Source organism: Synechococcus elongatus PCC 11801 (genome assembly GCF_003846445.2).
GTDB lineage: Bacteria > Cyanobacteriota > Cyanobacteriia > Synechococcales > Synechococcaceae > Synechococcus > Synechococcus elongatus_A.
Map to the genome: position 1 here is coordinate 1515159 of NZ_CP030139.2, position 18128 is coordinate 1533286.

Below are 18128 nucleotides of genomic sequence, written 5' to 3' on the forward strand. Positions count from 1 at the left end.
AACTAATTTCATTGCTCTCTTGGTCAACAAAGGAAATAGACTCATTACCTAGTGAGTCTATTTCCTTTGTTGAGACCATCTGTTAGCTCTTAATTGAGGGTCGCTCTCAATGCGCTTTGTGCCATCGCTGCGATCGCCTGATCACTGACTTTCGGCAGGTGATAGTACTGACCACCGGCGGCATTGGCGAGTTCTTTGCCGAAGCCTGCGCCAACAAACTTACGCTCGGTATCGATGACCAGTAGTTGCATCGACAGACCGCGAATCCGCTTGGCGATATCCAGCAGTTCTTCCTTGAGATCCGGTTTCTCGCCTTCCTCCATCGGTTGCCCCAACGATCGCGCCAGCGGAATGTTGCCGCGACCATCGGTGATCGCCACAATCACCACCTGACCGATATCCCCCGATTGAGCCGCATTCGTGCCCACTCGCACCGCTTGGGTTAGACCATGCGCCAGCGGCGACCCGCCCCCGCAGGGCATTTTTTCGAGCCTCTTACGCGCTGCCGTGATCGATCGCGTCGGGGGTAGCAAGACTTCCGCTTGTTCGCCGCGGAAGGGAATTAGCGCCACTTGATCGCGGTTTTCATAGGCTTCGGTCAGTAGACGAATCACGGCACCTTTGGCCGATTGCATCCGGTTGAGGGCCATCGATCCCGAAGCATCGACGAGGAAGATCACCAGCGCACCGGCTTTGCGCACCAGTTGTTTGCTGCGGATATCCGCATCTTCGACGATCACTTTGCGATCGGGCTGCCGTTGTCGGCGGGCTTTTTGGTAGGGCGCAGATGCTCGGAGTGTTGCATCAACCGCAATCCGGCGCACCGGCCCACGTGGCAACATTGGCTTGATGTAGCGGCCGCGATCTTCGGAAAAGATCAGCGATCGCGAGCCGGACTTACCTTGGCGACTGAATTGCTGGGCAAACACTAAGACGCTCGGGTCGAGCACCACGCCCTCAGCATCGAAGACAAACTCTTCGGGAATCGGCGGTGGCGTATCGGGTTGCTGATCATCCGACTCGTTTTCGGGCTCGTCCGGCTCCTGCTCATTTTGCTCGTCCTCGCCCTGTTGTTCCTGTGATGGCGGTGGTGGTGGCGGAGCAGCAGGGGGCTCTTCCGGCGGTGGTGGCGAATCCAGCACGGTCGCCCGAGGCACGATCACGAGCTGCACCGCAAGGCGCAAGTCATCAGCGTTGACTTCGGTACGGCCTTCCAAGGCAGCCGCAGCCCGGGCGACTCGTACTGCAAACAGTTCGGCGCGATGGCCTTGAACTTGTCCGCGAATCGCTTCGCGCACCAGATAGCCGATCTGCTCGGGTGTGATCGTCACATCCGGCAGCCATTCCCGCGCCAGCAGAATTTGGGTGCGCAGGCTTTCGGTCTCTTCGGCGTAGGCTTCCAGCACCTTGGCGGGATCATTGGCGTAACGCAACGCCTGCTCTACGGCTTGGACGCGGTCTTCGATTTCTAAAATCGCGTCGGCAGAGAGCGCGATCGCAATGCGATCGAGCAGGTGCAGGCGTAGCGGCCCCTCTTCAGGGTTGTAGGTGGCAATTAGCAGCGGCCGGCAGGCATGCTCAATGCTGATGCCTTCTCGCTCAATCCGGTTACGGCCTTCACTAATTGCTGTCAGCAGCAGGTTGGCAATTTGGTCGTCCAGCAGGTTGATCTCATCGACGTAGAGAACGCCGCGATGAGCCTCGGCCAGCAGTCCGGGCTGGAAAACCGTTTCGCCCCGTTTAATCGACTGCGCCACATCCACCGAACCGAGGAGCCGGTCTTCAGTAATGCCCAGCGGTACTTGGCAGAAGGGAGCCGGGATGACGCGAGTCGGTAGTTCCTCGCCGTTGGCCTGTCGCTGCTGGGTCAGGGCATCCCAGTCGCCAGGACGGTTGGGATCGGCGTTGAACGAGTTTTCGAGAATTTCAATCGGCGGCAGCAGTGCATGCAAGGCCCGCGCCATCACCGATTTGGCGGTACCCCGACGGCCAGCGATCGCTACCCCACCCAAACCCGGATCCACTGCCGCCAAGATCAACGCCAGCTTGATCGGACCTTGGCCGACCACCGCCGGTAAAGGGAATGCAGTAGGACTTGGGGCTGCAGCGATCATGAGATCAGTTCGGGGGGCTGCTTTTCAGGATAAGACGCCAGCTCACAGCTCTACTACCGGAATCTCATCCCAACTGGCGATCGCAGCCGCAGAAGGAGTGGGTGGCCAGCAGCGATCGCGTTCCTCACAGGTCTGGCAGCGTTCATTGCGATCGGGTCGCTGCGGCAACGGCGTTTGCGGATAGTCCTGCAGCCAGCCTTTTAGTTCCTGCAAGCTCCGCTCTAGCCGTTGCTGGGTTTGCTGGTGTTGCTGTCGGTTCCAGTGAATCGTGACAGGCTTCTGAGGCTGACTGAGAACAAACCAGTAGTGCATGGCCACAGATTCGGGCGGCAGTCCACTGCGCTCCGTCACCAGCCAGCAGTAGAGCTGGGTTTGCCAACTCGCCGCAAGAGTTTCCAGCGTCTGCGGGCGGTTGTGAGTTTTCCAGTCGTGGATCTGGGCGGCGCGATCGCTCAATTCCAGTCGGTCAAAAATGGCGACCAGCACAAAATCTTGAAAGGGCCACTGCCAACGGCATTCCGTCTGTCGGTGCCAGCCCGCTGGTGGCGGCACAAACAGCTGGGGTTGAGCCTCAGCAAAATCTGCGAGGCATTGATCCAAACTGCGATCGCCCGTTTGCATCTGCTCGATCGCGATGCCCAAGGCTTGCTGCTGCATCAAGCGGTGGAAGCGGCGACCCCAGTCCAAGCGCTGGCGCAGATCATGCTGAAACCAACGGCTTGACAGCTCCAGTGCCTCTACTTGAAATAAGCGCGGGCAATCCTGCAGACGCTGCAACGTACCTTGAGAAAGGGCCGGATAGCGGCTCATCTGATGCGATTCTCCAGTGGTTGCCGTTCCTGTGGCTATTTTAGAAAGTCATGTTTGGACTGCCTTTGCGATTTCTCTCGGCAGTAACCTAGGGAACCGAGCTCTGCACCTCCAGCAGGCGATCGCGCAACTAAGAGACCTGACCAGCATTCGCCAGCTACAAGTTTCGGCCATCTATCAAACACCGCCTGTAGGGCCACCCCAGCCGGATTACTACAATGCCTGCGCGATCGCAGAAACCTCCCTTGCGCCCCACGATTTGCTCCGACAACTGCAGGCGTTAGAGGCTGCTGCGGGTCGTGAACGTTTGGAGCACTGGGGGCCGCGCACCCTGGACTTAGATCTGCTGCTCTACGGCGATCGCCAGATTCAAAGCCCGACCCTGTCGGTGCCGCATCCCTATCTGACCCAGCGAGCCTTTGTCTTGATTCCTCTAGCAGCGATCGCCCCCGATTGGATTGAACCAGTCACTAGAGAGGCGATCGCCACCTTGGCGCAACGGGTGGACTCAACCGGAATCGAGCGACTCGGTAGCATGGAAACGTTGGCCGAGAGCCCCTAATGAATCGCACCCCGCCGGAAATTCTGCGTCAGACACTCTCCTATCGCAGCCGCAAATTCGACTTTGAAGTCAACCAACTGCGCCTACCCAACACAGTCGAGGGCGAATGGGCCTGTATTCGGCATCCAGGCGGAGCACTAGCGGTTCCTGTTTTGCCGGATGGTCGTTTAGTGTTGGTGCGTCAATATCGGTTTGCGGCAGAAGGCTGGTTGCTGGAATTTCCGGCAGGCACCGTCGAAGATCACGAAGATCCAGCAGCCACGATCGCCCGCGAAATTGAAGAAGAAACGGGTTATCGTGCTGGCACATGGCAACACCTCGGGGACTTTTTCCTCGCACCAGGCTATTCCGATGAGGTGATTTACGCCTACCTCGCCACTGACTTAGAAAAGCTGGAGCATCCGCCTGCAGGCGATGAAGATGAAGACATTGAAGTGCTGGCTTTGACGCCTGAAGAGTTGAGCGCAGCGATCCGTAATGGTGAGCCGGTAGACGCGAAAACAATCACGGCTTTCTGGCTCTATCAGCAGCTGAAGCAAAGCTAAGAGACTGGCAAGTCCATCATCAGCAAGCAGTTGCCATCTATCGATCTGGGACTTCCTTTGGTCGCAGATTGCACTGAATGGCTATAAATCTATGCGGCAGATAAAAAGCCTATCGCACTTGGCACTGTCTACTCGGATGGCTAGACTCAAGGCATCGAATTTTAGATGCTGAGATGGCGAATTGCCCCAACTGTGGTTCAGACCACATTAGTTTGAAGCAAAATAGCCAAGTCACTTGGGGAATATCTGGATTGGGATATGCAGCTCTTGGCATTATTGAAATAGTATCTAATGAAACAGATGCATTTAACTATTGCTTAGACTGTGGAACCACATGGCGAGCTAGTGATGCCTTTGCCGTTCTTAAATCAATAGAAATTCTATTAGGTTGTCAACTCGATATTGCTCACGAAAAAGACAGAGATCTAATGAATAAATTTCTTGAAGATTTCGTTCCTCAGTTTGTAAAAATTAAGCATGAAAAAGGATTAATTAAATCTAGTCTTGTAGCTCTTGGGAGTCAAGAAAATTATCATCTATTAACTAACAAAGGTCTTATCATTGGCATTTTAATCTCATTTTTACTAGTCGTGCTAATGGCATTTATTTCAGCTTATCTAAGGGAAACGATTTTGATTTTGATGGGCGTGATTTTGGCATTTGTTAGCCCTGTTGTTGGAATTTACTATGATAATTTTGTATCTAAAAAAAGTAAGAAAAGAAAATGGATTGAAAAACGAGAGGCCCGATTAAAGGAGCTTAGGTCATCCCAAATTCAGCTAGAAGCTAAACTAAATGAAGCTAATATCAAGATCGAACAATTGATTGAGCAATTCAAAGCAGGCTGCGAATCAGAAGTATAGAATCCGAAGTGGAATTGCAATAGTTTTACACATCAGTCTTGGCTGGCAGAGACTTTGAAGCTAATGATTTTGGACGATTGGTTTGCTGAAATTGCGGCGCTCCAAGCCTGCCATTCGCCGAGCGGTTGGGAAGGCGAGATTGATACTTATCTCCAGCAGCGTTTTCAGGCGTTGGGTTGCAGTCCTGAGCAGGATGAAGCAGGCAATCTGATTGTGCGAATTGCGGGCGATCGCCCCGAGGTGATTGCCATCACGGCCCACAAAGACGAAATCGGCATGATTGTCGAAGCAATCGCGCCAGAGGGTCGTGTCCGTGTCAATCGGCTCGGTGGCTCCTATCCCTGGACTTATGGCGAAGGGCCGGTGGAGTTGCTGGGCGATCGCGCGATCGTGCCTGGCATTCTCAGTTTTGGTGCACGCCATGTTTCCCACGCTTCGCCTCAGAAGGCATTGCAGACCGAAAAGGCTCTAACTTGGCCAGACACTTGGATTGAAACCAAACAGTCCTTAGAAGCACTGCAAGCAGCAGGTGTCCGACCCGGCACTCGCGTCGTGGTTAGTCGCGATCGCAAGCGACCGCAGCGCTTAGGGCAACATATTGCTGGCTATGCCCTCGACAACAAAGCCTCGCTGGCAATTTTGCTCGATCTGGCAGTGCAGCTGAAGCAGCCTCGCTACACCGTTCATCTTGTCGCCTCAGCCAAAGAAGAAGTGGGTGCGGTCGGAGCGCTCTTCCATAGCCAACGTCAGCGATTAGCGGCCTTGATTGCCTTGGAGATTATTCCCGTTGCGCCGGAATATCCGATCGCTGCCAGCGAAGCACCCGTCCTGCTGTCCCAAGATGCTTACGGCCTGTATGACGAGGATCTAAATCAAGACTTGCGACAAGCCGCGATCGCGATCGACTTGCCGATACAGGAAGCAGTTTTGCAGGGCTTTGGCAGTGATGGCTCGATCGCCATGAAGTTTGGTCATGTGCCTCGAGCCGCTTGCTTAGGCTTTGCCACGGACAACACCCACGGCTACGAAATCGCGAACCTTGCTGCGATCGCCCAGTGCAGTCATTGGCTGCAGCAGTATCTTCAGCCAGTAGGATGAGAGCGAGTCAAGGTCGCGGTGCATGACGATAGAACCGGCCCAGGAGCCGCTCGACGAGGATTGGGATAGTTGGGTCGATGCCGACGCGAATGCGGCAACACCCGTGACGCCTATGGCGATCGCTGCCCGCACAGAACCTAAGGGACCGCTGGCACTGGTGGAAACGGCTTTCATGGCCAGTGCTGCGGCGCTGCTTTGGTTAGTCAACTTCTTCTTCCCCCTGGGGCCGGTGCTACGGGTGCTATTCCCCTTGCCGATCGCCTTGCTCTACCGACGCTGGGGCCCGCGTAGCGCTTGGCTAGGGGCGATCGTCGCCAGTCTGTTGTTGTTCGTCCTCCTCGGTCCCACTCGCGGCATCCTCTTTTTGCTGCCGCCGGGTTGCCTCGGCGTTTTACTAGGCTGCTGCTGGCAGCGACGCCTTTCCTGGGGCTGGTCGATTCTGCTGGGAGGCGGCCTAGAGACCATTGGCTTTTTCTTCCGCCTCGGAGTTTTGTCAGTACTCTTGGGCGAGGACATTTGGACCTACCTCACAGCTCAAGTCACGGGCTTCTTAGAGTGGTTGATGGGACTGATGGGCTGGCTGGGCCAGATTCCACTCTCAACCGTGCAAGCGGTGGCCTTGGTAACGATCGCTCTCAGCAGTCTGCTCTACGTCCTTGTTGTGCATGGGGTGGCTTGGGTGCTCTTCCGCCGCTTGGGAACCCCGATTCCTGCCCCACCAGAGTGGTTACAGACCGTCCTTGATCTCGATGCTGCCTGACGCGATCGCTTGCTGGGGGGGTGAAGCCCAACTGAACCCTTGGTTGACTCAAGTTCAGGGGCGATCGCCTTTGTTGGCTGTTCTGCTGGCCTTTACTGAAACGGCACTGATCCCCGGCATTTCAGCAGCGGGCAAAACGCCTCGCGATCGCCGCTACACTGCCCACGCTGATGCTGAGTTTCTCTACAACGGTCCGACTCCGCATCCGCAATACCCATTGCCTCCATTACAGGCAGGCGCATCGCCAGTTCTGATCACGCGAGCCTGCGTGGAGCAGTTGGCCACGCCACTCGTCTTGATCGATGCAGGACTGGTGCAGCCATTGCCAGTTCCAGCCATTCGCCTCGCTAGTCAACCGGCACGCTGCCTCAGTACTGGCCAGGCCTTACCGATCGCAGTCGCAGAACAACTTTTCCAGCAAGGACAGGCCCAAGGGGCGGCGATCGCGGCTCAACATCCCGATCGCTGGTTGGTTCTGGGTGAATGTGTGGTTGGCGGCACCAGCACAGCCCTAGCCCTGCTATTGGCATTGGGCGTGGAAGCAGCCGGCTGCGTCAGTAGCAGCCATCCCACCTGTAACCACACCCAGAAGTTAGCGATTGTTCAACAAGGACTCGCGGTAATTTCCGATCGCACTCAGCGATCGCCCTTGGCACTCGCAGCAGCGATCGCCGATCCGATGTTGATTGCGGCAGCGGGATTGGCCATGGCGGCTAGTCAAACGATGCCGATTCTGTTGGCGGGTGGCACTCAAATGCTGGCAGCCTACGCACTGATGGCCGCGATCGCTCGCACTGGCGTGGCATGGCAACCGGATCGGATTGCCGTCGGGACGACCCGTTGGGTAATGGCTGATCGCAGTGCCCAGGTGGCTCAATTAGGGCCCGCGATCGCTGCACAACTGGGCTCAGAACCATTGCTGCTATCCACACAGCTGGATTTCAGCCAATCGCGCCATGCGCAATTGCGCGTCTACGAGCAGGGCTTTGTTAAAGAAGGGGTTGCTGCGGGAGGCATGGCGATCGCCGCCAGTTTGACCTGCGGTGCCACTGTCGAAACCCTACGAGCATGGGTGGATGATTTGGGCGATCGCGCGATCGCAGCTAGCGGTATTGCAAGTGCGGCGACTGATTGAGGACTTGTTCTTCCAAGGCAGCAATCCGGCCATAGGCGGCTGTGAGCTGGGCATGCAGCCGTTGAACTTGCAGATCGGCCTCTGCAGTGGACTCTGGCGTTGCAACTGCGACTGAGAAGGCGGGCTGCTGCTGAAGCACATATTGATGCAGCTCACACAAGACCAACCACTGGCGATCGAGTTGAGCTTGGAGTTCGCGAATTTGAGATTCCAGGTCGGTCATATGGGCAGGGGCAATGGCACTTCGGCCATCTTAAAAATCGGAATCAAGGCAGGCAGCGTTGATCCCAAAGACTTAACTTTCGGGGGCGCTGTAGCATGACCGAGGGATTTGCCTGAGCCGATCGGATGTTTTTGAGTCGTCGCCGTTTTCTGCAAGCGAGTGCGGGGTTGCCAGCGCTGGCACTGACTGGCTGCCGCTCGGCTGACTTGCAGTTGGCACTGCCAGGCAACACAATTCCCGCGCCGATTCTGCGGCGATTTCAAGATCGCACTCGTCTGACAGTGCAGCTCGATCGCTGGTCTGGCTTGGCGGAGAGTAGCCGTCGCTTGCTGAACGATGACCCCACGCAACTGCCGAATCTGGTCGGCATTGGGGATGGCTGGCTGCAACAAGCGATCGCCTCAGGACGACTCGCACCTTTCAACCCCAATCACTGGCGGCATTGGACGGCTCTCCCCCAACGCTGGCGACAACAACTTCGCCGCGATCGCCAGGGTTTTCTCAGTGATGCAGGTGAGATTTGGGCAGCGCCCTACCGCTGGGGCACAACGATGATTGCCTTTCGCCGCGATCGCCTGACCAGTCCGCTCCAAGACTGGACCGATCTCTGGCGTCCAGAGCTGCGAGGGCAACTGATTCTGCCGGACGATCCGCGAGAGGTGATTGGTCTCACCTTGAAGCGCTTGGGCTGGAGCTACAACCAACCCAACTTGGCTGAGATTCCCGACCTTGAGCCGCTGTTGAAGTCACTCCACCAACAGGTCAAGCTCTACAGTTCTCGGAATTATTTACAGCCACTGCTGCTGGGTGATGCCTTAGCTGCCGTGGGCTGGTCGGCAGATATTTTGGCAGCACTGCGCCGTGACTCTCGCCTGTCTGCAGTGGTGCCACGATCCGGGACGTCCATTTGGCTTGATCTCTGGGTACAACCACAGAAACGGGTGAGTGAAGCCTTGAGCGATCGCTGGATTGACTTTGGTTGGTCGCCCGCGATCGCCCCACAATTTGCAGCCCTTGGGCTGGCAGCTTCACCGGCTGTGTTGACTGCTGCAGCCATTGCCCCAGCCAAGGCAGCCCCCCTCCAGATCCCGCCAAAGGCCATCTTGGAGAAAAGTGAGCTGATCTTGCCCCTACCGGAAACAGTGCGCGATCGCTATCTCGAACTTTGGCAAACGATTCGCCGAGCTTGAAGCAGCCTGATCAGCGATCGCGATGCAGGAATGGTTTCGCCTGAGCACCGCTGTAGGTGGCGGCAATTTGCCCATCGCCGCTGAGGACGTACTTGTAGGTCACCAGTCCTTCCAGACCAACGGGACCACGGGGCGGTAGTTTTTGGGTACTGATCCCCACTTCCGCACCGAAGCCATAGCGGAAGCCATCGGCAAAGCGGGTCGAGCAGTTGTGATAGACGCCGGCACTATCGACTTGGCTAAGAAACTGCGTGGCAGCAGCGGGATCTTCCGTAGCGATCGCATCGGTATGACCGGAGCCGTATTCATTGATGTGGGCGATCGCGGCTTCAAGGGTCGGCACAATCCGCACGGCCAGAATCAGGTCGCTGTATTCAGTGCGCCAATCTTCTTCCGTCGCGGCTGCCATCGGCACGATCGCCTGAGCCGCTGCATCCCCGCGCAAACTGACACCTTTTGCTTGTAGTGCTTCCGCGACTACTGGCAGAAAACTGGGTGCGATCGCCTCGTGAATCAACAGCGTCTCGATCGCGTTGCAGGCCGCCGGATATTGGGTCTTGGCATCAACGGCAATCGTCACGGTTTTATCAATCGCAGCCGCCTGATCGACGTAAAGATGGCAGATACCGTCAGCGTGACCAATCACCGGAATTCGGGTGTTGTCCTGCACAAAGCGAACAAAGCTATTGGAGCCACGCGGAATGATCAAATCGACATAGCGATCGAGCTTGAGCAGCGCCAGCGTTTCTTCGCGGCTAGTCAGCAAGCGAATTGCATCAACCGGGGCTTGTTGTTCAGCCAGCGCCTGGGCGATCGCCGCCACGATCGCTTGGCAAGACCGAATCGCTTCGCGGCCGCCCTTGAGGATCGCGCCATTACCCGACTTGATCGCGAGTGAAGCAATCTGGATCACCGCATCGGGACGGGCTTCGAAGATAACGCCCAACACGCCCACCGGACAGGTCAGCCGCTGCAGGATCAGACCTTCATCCAACTCGCGATCGATCTGGATCTGACCCAGCGGGTCTGGCAGTTTAGCGAGATCGCGGACACCGGCGATCGCCGCCGCTAGTTTGTCGGCATCCAATTTCAAACGGGCATAGAGTGCCGGTGCAATGCCCTCTGCGATCGCCGCTTCGCAGTCCGCCTGATTGGCCGCCAGAATCGTTTCTGCTTCCGCCATCAGTTTGGAAGCGATCGCCTCCAGCAAAGCTTGCCGTGCGGGGCCACTCCACTGCGCGAGCTGACGCGCCGCGGCACGAGTGGCTTGGGCTTGAACTTCAAGATCGGCAGACAGAGTAGCCACAGCAAATTAGGGACGGGCAACAAAAAACTGAAGGAGGGCTTTTAGGTGATCGGAATTAACCCCAGCCTGATCCTTGCTCCAGCCTATCTGGAAACTTCGCCGGACTTCAAACCGCGATCGCTATCCCCAACGCTGGATCTAGCGACACTTCGACAGAGGTTCCACTTCGATTTCTTCGACGCGACCGTTGTCAAAGTCGACTTCCACACAAGTGCCGACAACAAGATTTCCTTCCAACTCCGTCTGGTCAGTCACGGTCACGGCGCGATCGCCAATCGTCCAAGTTCCGACTGTCCCACTGGGGCGCTGCTGAATAATGCCGTAGAAGTCCTCCTTGGCTTGGGCAGGTAAGGACAGCAAACTTAGGCTGGCGATCGCCAGCCACAATAGCGGTTTCATGGGTCGCGCACCGACGAGGAGTTTTGACAAGTCCAGTATCGATCGCACCTGATCGACGCTAGTTCCTAGTACTGAAGGTGCGATGCAATCGCCAATTCCATAGAGAAGACGCGTCAACAAGCGCTGACATCGCAAATCATCAGCCTAGAATAAGGGGGCTAAGTACAAATACCTGAGGTCGGCAGTCGCTATGACGGCAAGTGGTGAATTTCCCGTCAACAGTGCGCTTTCTGAGCGTGAGCTCCAGATCGTAGATCTCGTGGCGGCTGGGCTGACGAATCAGGAAATTGCCACCCAGCTCGATATCAGCAAGCGAACGGTAGACAACCACATCAGCAACATCCTCACCAAAACTGGCACGGACAACCGAGTCGCCTTGGTCCGTTGGGCCTTGCAGTGGGGCAAGGTCTGCCTCGATCAAGTCAACTGCTGCGTCCTGCCCAATCGCGATGCGGCGGCTTCCTAAGCTGCGATCGCTCCATCCTTATCCTGATTTTGACTTCCGAGACGTTCCCTTTTCAGACCATGCTGGAAAGGGTTCCTCTTTGGAACGCGCCCCCACCCGATTTCCCAAGAACGATGGCTAGCTTGCAAGCGCTGCGCGGCACCCGCGACATTTTGCCCTCCGAAAGTCAGATTTGGCAGTGGCTAGAGCAAACCGCCCGCCAGATTTTGAGCCAAGCGGCAGTGCAAGAAATTCGCACGCCCATCTTTGAACAGACATCCTTGTTTGAGCGCGGCATCGGCGAAGCCACGGATGTCGTCGGCAAGGAAATGTATAGTTTCCGCGATCGCGGCGATCGCTCCTTGACCCTGCGGCCGGAAGGTACGGCGGGCACGGTGCGGGCTTACATCGAGCATGGTCTGGCCAGCCAAGGTGGCGTGCAGCGGCTGTGGTATTGCGGTCCGATGTTCCGCTACGAACGTCCGCAAGCTGGTCGTCAACGCCAGTTTCATCAACTGGGCTTGGAACTACTGGGTACAGCTGATGCGCGGGCTGATGCCGAAGCGATAGCCTTGGCGACACAAATCCTGCAAGCCTTGGGACTGAAAAACCTGCGGCTTGATCTCAACTCCGTGGGTGATGCCAGCGATCGCGCGACTTATCGCCAAGCGTTAGTTGATTACTTGACGCCCTACGCGGCAGATCTCGATCCGGACTCCCGCGATCGCCTTGAGCGCAACCCACTGCGGATTCTCGACAGCAAAGACGAACGGACACAGGCGATCGTGGCGGATGCGCCCAGCCTGCAGCAATATCTCAGCGAGCGATCGCGGCAGTTGTTTGAGCAGGTGCAGCAACTCCTGACGAATTTAGGGATTGACTATCGGCTGGAACCCAAGCTGGTGCGGGGCTTGGACTACTACACCCACACAGCTTTTGAAATCATTTCCTCTGATCTGGGAGCACAGGCGACAGTCTGTGGCGGTGGTCGCTACGACGGCTTGGTATCACAACTCGGTGGCCCCGAAACCCCTGCGGTTGGCTGGGCGATGGGGCTGGAACGCCTGATCCTGCTGCTGCAACAAAATCAAAAAGTACCGCCGACGAGCTTGGATTTCTACCTCGTGTCGCGGGGAGCGATCGCGGAAGCTCAGGCATTAGTTCTGGCACAGCGACTGCGGCTGGCAGGCTTTAGCGTCGAACTCGACCTTAGCGGCAGTGCCTTTGGCAAGCAGTTCAAACGGGCGGATCGCAGTGGCGCGATCGCTTGCTTGGTTTTGGGGGATGCGGAAGCGGAACAGGGTCAAGTCAACCTCAAATGGTTGCAGTCAGGCGAGCAACAAGTCGTGAACCAAGCAGAACTCTGGAACGATCCAGAAACGTGGCGATCGTGCCTCCAAGCTGCTCGAGCAGTATCGCCGGTTGAGGTCGCGCCCTTATGATGAACGGCAAGCAGGCTGCAGGCTTTGAGCGATCGGCATGGCAGAAGAGCAATGGATATTGCAGCAAGAAGGGGATGATTACCCACTCACGCTGGATTCTGCTGAGTTAGAAATCCTCGAAGGGCGCTATCGGCTTGATCGGCAAGGACTGGAATCCGATCAAATTGTGTCGATTCGCATCGTCTATGTTGATCTAGAAGCCGATCCGCCGCAACGGCGGGTCTATCGTCAGGAACGCGACACCGACGACCAAGGTTGCGTCTGGATTTTTCCCTACACCTACCTCAAGCCGGGCCTCTGGGAGATTCACTGCGGTACTTGCACAGTCAGTTTGCGTGTCTTGCAGCGGGAATCAGGTGCGTTGGAAGCGGACCCTGACTGGCTACAGCCCGAATCTGAAACACCCCAGCTCCGGATTTTGCTGCGTCAAGAACGCCTGTTGCTGCAACCGGGAGAACTGCTGACCCTGAGCGGTGAGGTGCAGGTGATTCCAGCGCTTCCCCAGCGCCATTGGCCCACCCAAGCGGAACTACTGATCACCTTGCAAACCGGCGATCGCCCCGATCAAGTCCGTCCCATGGCCCGCGAGGTCTTAGAACTCGCGACGTTCCCACTGGCTTTTAGCCTGCCCCTTCAGCTACCCCACGACTGGACAGATCACGATTGCCAAGGGACGGTGCAACTGACCTGGCAACAGCAACAGGCGATCGCCCAGTTCACAGTGCTTTGTCCAGAACCAATCGCCGCCATCACCGCCCCTGAGCCAGAACCTGAGCCAATCTCGCTGCCGGACCCCCCTCAGCCGGAGGCCAAACAGCGCAGTAGTCCCGATCTCCCTCAATTCGTCAAACCCACAGCGGGCAAACAACCCTCAGTGCCCCCACCAGAATCCGCCCAGCCAGGCCCCGCAACATCTCTGCCACCGCGCTTAAATCTCACGTTTATCAACCGGTTGCGATCGCTGATTGAAACGGTGCAGGAGGAGCGCCAAGCTCAGTCCTTGGTGACGACCCCAACGCCTGCGCTACCCAGCCCTCAGCAAGAACGCCTTGATCCTCGCTTGGCAGAAGCTGAACTCCCGCCGCCGCTACTGCGTCCCAGCACCGCCATCCCTGTGCCCGAGCTGCAACTGATCGCACTCCCACAAGCGACAGCAACCCATTTAGACGTTCAGATTCGTTTGCCCGCTTCCTCACTGCGCCTGGCCGTGAAATTGTGGCTCTACGATGGCCAAACGCGTCGGCGCGCCAGTCCCCTCTGTCTCGTCACTGATTTTCAGTCGAGCGATCGCCAAGCACTCCAGGCGATAACACAGGTGCTCCTGCCCTTGAACCGCAACCTGTTGCAACTGGAAGCGATCGCCTTTGACTTGCTGAGCCAACAGGAGAGCTGCAAAGCGGTATTGCCCCTACGCCTGCCAACGCTGTCCTGAGGAATTGCCATGGCTGAACCCAGTCCACTGGTTGAGACTCCTGATCTGCGCTTACTCCTCACGACGGTAGCCACAGAAGCGGAGGCACAGCAGTTAGCGCAAGCTGCCGTGGAAGCAGGACTTGCTGCCTGCGTCAGCATCACACCGATCCAATCCTGCTATCGCTGGCAAGGGGCGATCGCCCTAGACACGGAACAGCAACTTAGCTTCAAAACCACAGCAGATCGACTCGAAAGCCTGCAGCAATGGCTCCAAGCGCAGCATCCCTATGATCTGCCGGAATGCCTGGTGCTGACACCGATCGCGAGCAGTGCTGCCTACGGTGATTGGCTCCGCTCTAGCCTCTCCTGAACGGGCGATCGATTCTGTTACAGTGAGAGGAATGAGACCTGTTACTTTTGCTACTGTTTCCCCCTCCAGCAGCAGTACCATGCCGCTGTCGAGTGCGGTCCCTCATCCCAGCGAAAGCCAGATTTACGGCCTGCTGTTGTTCCTCCTTGCGCTTTGGTTGTTGCCGATTCGGCCGCAACGTCATCGCAGCTGAGCTTGACTGCCATGCGAGCGATCGCAACTGTCCTGATAGTGGTGTTGGTCATGGCGCTGAGTCCTGCAGAGGTTGAACAGCGCGGCTGGCTACGGGTTTGGCAAGAAGGGAACGCTCAACAGTGGCTCGATCCTCAATCGGTGGTTGAACAAGCTGGCCTGTTGCGTGCGGATAGCGTTTTCTTCCCAGAAGTGGGCGAGCCCGTCACCTACCGCAGTCTGTACCGCTTAGCAGAAGGCGACTATCAGGATTTAGACGCTGACGGTGAACCCCTGCATGAGTGGCGATCGCTAGCCGATGATCCGTTTAATCAAGCTGTCTTTGGAGCTGCGAGTCGCTGGGCAAGAACCCACACTAGGCTGGCAGATCCTGCCTGAGCAAGCCGTCGGACCAACAATCCCGAGCATCCTACAGGTCAAGTAGTCCGGGGGGTGGCGTCACTTCAATTTGCTGCTGCTCCAGATCAACTACGGGAACAATCGCCTCAACAAACGGGATATAGACCTCGCGTCCATCAGCCAGTTCAACCACGAGCAAATCATTGCCGGCGCTGATTACATCTCGCACGGTTCCTAAAGGGGTGCCACTGACTTGATCGATCACCGTGAGGTCAACAAGATCTAAGACGTGAAATTCACCCTCTTCGAGCTGGGGGCGATCGCTAGCGGGGACAAGCAGTTCACACCCCCGTAGGGCTTCCGCTTGTTCACGACTGGTTACACCGGCTAGTTGCACGATGTAGAGATTTTTGCCCGCGATCGCCCGACCGCGTTCTAGTTCCACAACCTCAGGCTCTGCTTGACGGGGTCGACGCAGCCAGCGCGGACCAGGTACCAAAAAGCGCTCTGGGAAATCACTGCTGGGATTGACGCGCATTTCCCCACGCAACCCTTGAGGGGCAACGATTTGCCCGATTGTGAGCCAAGCGGTTTCTAACGTGGTGGATTCAGGCATGGTTTAGGCGGGAATAGGGGCTTGACGGTAAATTTGCTGCACGGTGGTGGCAAGACGCTCCATGCCCGTATCCAATTCGTGATCTTCGGCGGCTAAGCTGATCCGCAGACACTGGCGCGTATGGGCCCAATCCTCACGCAGCCCTGGGAAGAAGGAACTGCCCGGCACCACAATCACGCCCGCTTGTTTGAGTTGTTGATAGATTTGCCAATCATCCAGCGGTGCTTCTTCCAGCCAGAGCCAAGCAAAAATTCCGCCTTCACCTTGATGCAAGCGCCAGGGTAGAGAATCGGGCAAGAGGGCATCGAGCTGACGTTCAACGCGTGCAAACTTAGCTGCGTAGTAGGGTCGAATCACAGTTTCTGCGATCGCGGTCAACCGTCCCGAGGCGATCGCCCGTGCCGCGATCGCTTGACCATAGCGAGACGAGTGAATACAGAGGTTAGTCTGGAAGGCTTCGAGCACCTGAATCACGGACTCAGGGCCGATCGCAATACCCAGGCGTTCCCCCGGCAAACCAGCTTTTGAGAGGCTGAGGCAATGGACGATATTGTCGCCAAAATAGGGCGTCATCTCTGTAAAATTCAGCCCTGGGAAAGGCGGTGCGTAGGCTGAATCGACAAACACCGGCACATTCTGCGCAGCCGCAAGGGTTGCCAGACGTTCCAATTCCGCATCGCTAATCACATTGCCCGTGGGATTACAGGGTCGCGAGAACAGCAGCATGCCCGTATCGGCGCCAATCTGCAAATTCTCGAAGTCGGGACGATATTTGAAGCGATGGTCGCCAAGCCGCTCAATTTGAGGCCGCACGGCAACCACCGCTTGAGGCTCTAGGCAAACCCCGCCGTAGCCGGTGTAGTCGGGACTGAGGGGCAAGAGGATTTTGCGGAGACTTCCATCTTCGGCCCAGCCCCCAAAGGCATTGGCAGCCAAGAAGTAGAGCGATTGACTGCCGGGCGTAATTAGGATGTTGCGATCGCTGATTGACCAGCCATAGCGTTGCTGGAACTCCTGAATGATGGCAGCGATCAGCGGCTCATAGCCTTGGCTGGTGCCGTAGCGACCGACTACTTGACCATATTCAGAACTGCTGAGGAGATCGGCGGTACAGTCGCGCCATAGTTGCTCGACCTCGGGTAGAACAACTGGATTACCAGCACTGAGATTGATAAAAGTTTGGCCTTGCCCCGATCGCAAGGTCTCAATGATGTCCTTCATGATGGCGCGCACGCCCGTGAGCTGAGACATCTGCCGCCCGTAGCGGCTGAGCGATTCTAGGGACATAGCACCCGACAGAAGAGCAACACTAGTTGACCGATTCGCAAGACCTGCATCGCCGGTAGTGACCAAAAGACAACCGGCGCCGTTAGCCTACTATAGAAGCTGCCGCCAAACTGCTGAGCTTCTCAGGTCAGGGTTAGTTTGGTTGCGATCGCAACTGAGTCCTCTCATTCCCCTTTGCGCCATGATTTTGCCCGGTGCTGTCGTTCGCGTTACCAACCCCAGCGACATCTATTACGGCTATCAAGGCTATGTGCAACGCCTCAGCCGTGGCAAAGTTGCTGTCCTGTTTGAAGGCGGCAATTGGGACAAACTCGTCACATTCCGACTGTCGGAAGTTGCCCCCGTCTAGCAGCGGAAACCGAAACTTTTGCAGGAGCGATCGCGTCAATCGGGCGATGCCTCCTCAGCCTTCCTGCGTCCCCAGATTGCCAGCGAGCCGTGGTCAGCCGGTGCGTGGTGCAGTCTGGGCTTTCCTCACTGGCATCACGCTTGTCTCAGCCAGTACCCCGGCGATCGCTGCCGAGCGTGTCACCCTTCTTGCCGGTGCCTGGGCACGATCAGTTGAGATTCAAGACCTGCGATCGCTGGCGACAACTGGAGAAGCCTCGGGTTTTCTACAAGATGCCCTGCGCTACGGCAGACTCCAACCTAAAACGGTGCAGACGGCTCTCAATCTCTCCATCCCACTTTCACCAGTCCTCGCCGATCGCCTGCTCTACTCCCCCCTGGGCGGTCTGCTGCTCGATCGCATCGGACAGATTATCTCCCCGCGGGTTTCCGGACAAAACGGTCGGCAGGCACTGCGGGGAGCAATTGTGCAGTCTGTGGCTCGCGATAGTCGCTTCACGCTCTTGGAATTGCTGGAAAACTATCCCACCGATGCCCGACTAGATTTACTGAAAATTCAGCAATTGCAACAGGATTTAGCGCAGCTCGGTCGGCTACCGTTCTAGCGATCGCTCTAGTTCGCGAGCTGAATGTTTTTTCATTGAGCAAAAAATTCCCCACCGAGGACTCGG

The 18128-nt window shown here is 56.9% G+C and carries 21 protein-coding genes; 14 read left to right on the top strand and 7 right to left on the bottom strand.

The genetic code is table 11. The annotated features are described in order from the left end of the window. Window positions 1–89: 89 nt before the first annotated feature. Both bchD and DOP62_RS07295 read right to left on the bottom strand, forming a co-directional pair. Window positions 90–2114: a magnesium chelatase ATPase subunit D gene (bchD, locus tag DOP62_RS07290; RefSeq protein WP_208676017.1), complete on the bottom strand. Its 2025-nt coding sequence runs from the start codon at window positions 2112–2114 to the stop codon at window positions 90–92. A gap of 42 nt (window positions 2115–2156) precedes the next feature. Next, the gene (locus tag DOP62_RS07295; protein ID WP_208676015.1) at window positions 2157–2924 is read right to left on the bottom strand and encodes a PD-(D/E)XK nuclease family protein; all 768 of its coding nucleotides are present in this window, start codon (window positions 2922–2924) and stop codon (window positions 2157–2159) included. 31 nt (window positions 2925–2955) lie between these two features. Between DOP62_RS07295 and folK the strand changes: the two genes are divergently transcribed. The 6 genes from folK (at window position 2956) to cobT (ending at window position 7887) form a co-directional block, all read left to right on the top strand. Further along, window positions 2956–3486 carry a 2-amino-4-hydroxy-6-hydroxymethyldihydropteridine diphosphokinase gene (folK, locus tag DOP62_RS07300; RefSeq protein WP_208676873.1) on the top strand — a complete coding sequence of 177 codons (531 nt, stop codon included), beginning with the start codon at window positions 2956–2958 and terminating at the stop codon, window positions 3484–3486. After that, window positions 3486–4031, top strand: a complete 546-nt coding sequence (locus DOP62_RS07305; protein WP_208676013.1) for an NUDIX hydrolase — start codon at window positions 3486–3488, stop codon at window positions 4029–4031. Before folK ends, DOP62_RS07305 begins: the two co-directional genes overlap by 1 nt. A 173-nt stretch (window positions 4032–4204) precedes the next feature. Then, the gene (locus DOP62_RS07310) at window positions 4205–4894 is read left to right on the top strand and encodes a YrzE family protein (RefSeq protein WP_208676010.1); all 690 of its coding nucleotides are present in this window, start codon (window positions 4205–4207) and stop codon (window positions 4892–4894) included. 63 nt (window positions 4895–4957) lie between these two features. Next, window positions 4958–5992: a M42 family metallopeptidase gene (locus tag DOP62_RS07315; protein ID WP_208676008.1), complete on the top strand. Its 1035-nt coding sequence runs from the start codon at window positions 4958–4960 to the stop codon at window positions 5990–5992. A gap of 22 nt (window positions 5993–6014) precedes the next feature. After that, complete coding sequence (locus tag DOP62_RS07320; protein WP_208676005.1) at window positions 6015–6752, top strand: DUF2232 domain-containing protein; 738 nt, start codon at window positions 6015–6017, stop codon at window positions 6750–6752. Next, on the top strand, window positions 6742–7887 hold the full coding sequence (cobT, locus tag DOP62_RS07325; RefSeq protein ID WP_208676003.1) for a nicotinate mononucleotide-dependent phosphoribosyltransferase CobT: 1146 nt from the start codon (window positions 6742–6744) through the stop codon (window positions 7885–7887). The genes DOP62_RS07320 and cobT overlap by 11 nt, the downstream gene beginning before the upstream one ends. Here the strand turns inward: cobT and DOP62_RS07330 are convergent. Continuing rightward, complete coding sequence (locus DOP62_RS07330; protein WP_208677112.1) at window positions 7856–8110, bottom strand: hypothetical protein; 255 nt, start codon at window positions 8108–8110, stop codon at window positions 7856–7858. The two genes, cobT and DOP62_RS07330, sit on opposite strands and share 32 nt — an antisense overlap. A gap of 125 nt (window positions 8111–8235) precedes the next feature. Here DOP62_RS07330 and DOP62_RS07335 point away from each other — a divergent pair, with 125 nt between their 5' ends. Next, window positions 8236–9300: an extracellular solute-binding protein gene (locus DOP62_RS07335; protein ID WP_208676001.1), complete on the top strand. Its 1065-nt coding sequence runs from the start codon at window positions 8236–8238 to the stop codon at window positions 9298–9300. A 10-nt stretch (window positions 9301–9310) separates the two neighbouring features. On the opposite strand, the gene DOP62_RS07340 is transcribed toward DOP62_RS07335, so the two are convergent. After that, window positions 9311–10606 carry a glutamate-5-semialdehyde dehydrogenase gene (locus DOP62_RS07340; RefSeq protein ID WP_208675999.1) on the bottom strand — a complete coding sequence of 432 codons (1296 nt, stop codon included), beginning with the start codon at window positions 10604–10606 and terminating at the stop codon, window positions 9311–9313. Window positions 10607–10744: 138 nt separating this feature from the next. Then, on the bottom strand, window positions 10745–11005 hold the full coding sequence (locus tag DOP62_RS07345) for a DUF5666 domain-containing protein (protein ID WP_208675997.1): 261 nt from the start codon (window positions 11003–11005) through the stop codon (window positions 10745–10747). A 190-nt stretch (window positions 11006–11195) separates the two neighbouring features. On the opposite strand from DOP62_RS07345, the gene DOP62_RS07350 reads away from it, so the two are divergent. The 5 genes from DOP62_RS07350 (at window position 11196) to DOP62_RS07370 (ending at window position 15245) form a co-directional block, all read left to right on the top strand. Beyond that, window positions 11196–11471: a helix-turn-helix domain-containing protein gene (locus DOP62_RS07350; RefSeq protein ID WP_208675995.1), complete on the top strand. Its 276-nt coding sequence runs from the start codon at window positions 11196–11198 to the stop codon at window positions 11469–11471. A gap of 113 nt (window positions 11472–11584) precedes the next feature. Further along, the gene (hisS, locus tag DOP62_RS07355) at window positions 11585–12892 is read left to right on the top strand and encodes a histidine--tRNA ligase (protein ID WP_208675993.1); all 1308 of its coding nucleotides are present in this window, start codon (window positions 11585–11587) and stop codon (window positions 12890–12892) included. A gap of 37 nt (window positions 12893–12929) precedes the next feature. Next, window positions 12930–14324, top strand: a complete 1395-nt coding sequence (locus DOP62_RS07360) for a hypothetical protein (RefSeq protein WP_208675992.1) — start codon at window positions 12930–12932, stop codon at window positions 14322–14324. A gap of 9 nt (window positions 14325–14333) precedes the next feature. Continuing rightward, complete coding sequence (gene cutA, locus DOP62_RS07365; protein ID WP_208675990.1) at window positions 14334–14675, top strand: divalent-cation tolerance protein CutA; 342 nt, start codon at window positions 14334–14336, stop codon at window positions 14673–14675. Between the two features lie 204 nt (window positions 14676–14879). Continuing rightward, window positions 14880–15245 (top strand): hypothetical protein, encoded by a 366-nt coding sequence (locus DOP62_RS07370; protein WP_261790075.1) that lies wholly within the window; start codon window positions 14880–14882, stop codon window positions 15243–15245. A gap of 31 nt (window positions 15246–15276) precedes the next feature. On the opposite strand, the gene rimM is transcribed toward DOP62_RS07370, so the two are convergent. Beyond that, window positions 15277–15822, bottom strand: coding sequence for a ribosome maturation factor RimM (rimM, locus tag DOP62_RS07375; RefSeq protein WP_208675987.1), 546 nt, complete (start codon window positions 15820–15822; stop codon window positions 15277–15279). A 3-nt stretch (window positions 15823–15825) separates the two neighbouring features. Continuing rightward, on the bottom strand, window positions 15826–17109 hold the full coding sequence (locus tag DOP62_RS07380) for a valine--pyruvate transaminase (RefSeq protein ID WP_208675985.1): 1284 nt from the start codon (window positions 17107–17109) through the stop codon (window positions 15826–15828). Between the two features lie 181 nt (window positions 17110–17290). Here DOP62_RS07380 and DOP62_RS07385 point away from each other — a divergent pair, with 181 nt between their 5' ends. Together DOP62_RS07385 and DOP62_RS07390 are read left to right on the top strand one after the other, a co-directional pair. Continuing rightward, a complete protein-coding gene (locus tag DOP62_RS07385; RefSeq protein WP_208675983.1) occupies window positions 17291–17458 on the top strand; it encodes an NAD(P)H dehydrogenase subunit NdhS in 168 nt (55 codons plus the stop codon). Window positions 17459–17534: 76 nt separating this feature from the next. Continuing rightward, window positions 17535–18062 carry an alpha/beta hydrolase gene (locus DOP62_RS07390; protein ID WP_261790009.1) on the top strand — a complete coding sequence of 176 codons (528 nt, stop codon included), beginning with the start codon at window positions 17535–17537 and terminating at the stop codon, window positions 18060–18062. Window positions 18063–18128: the final 66 nt, after the last annotated feature.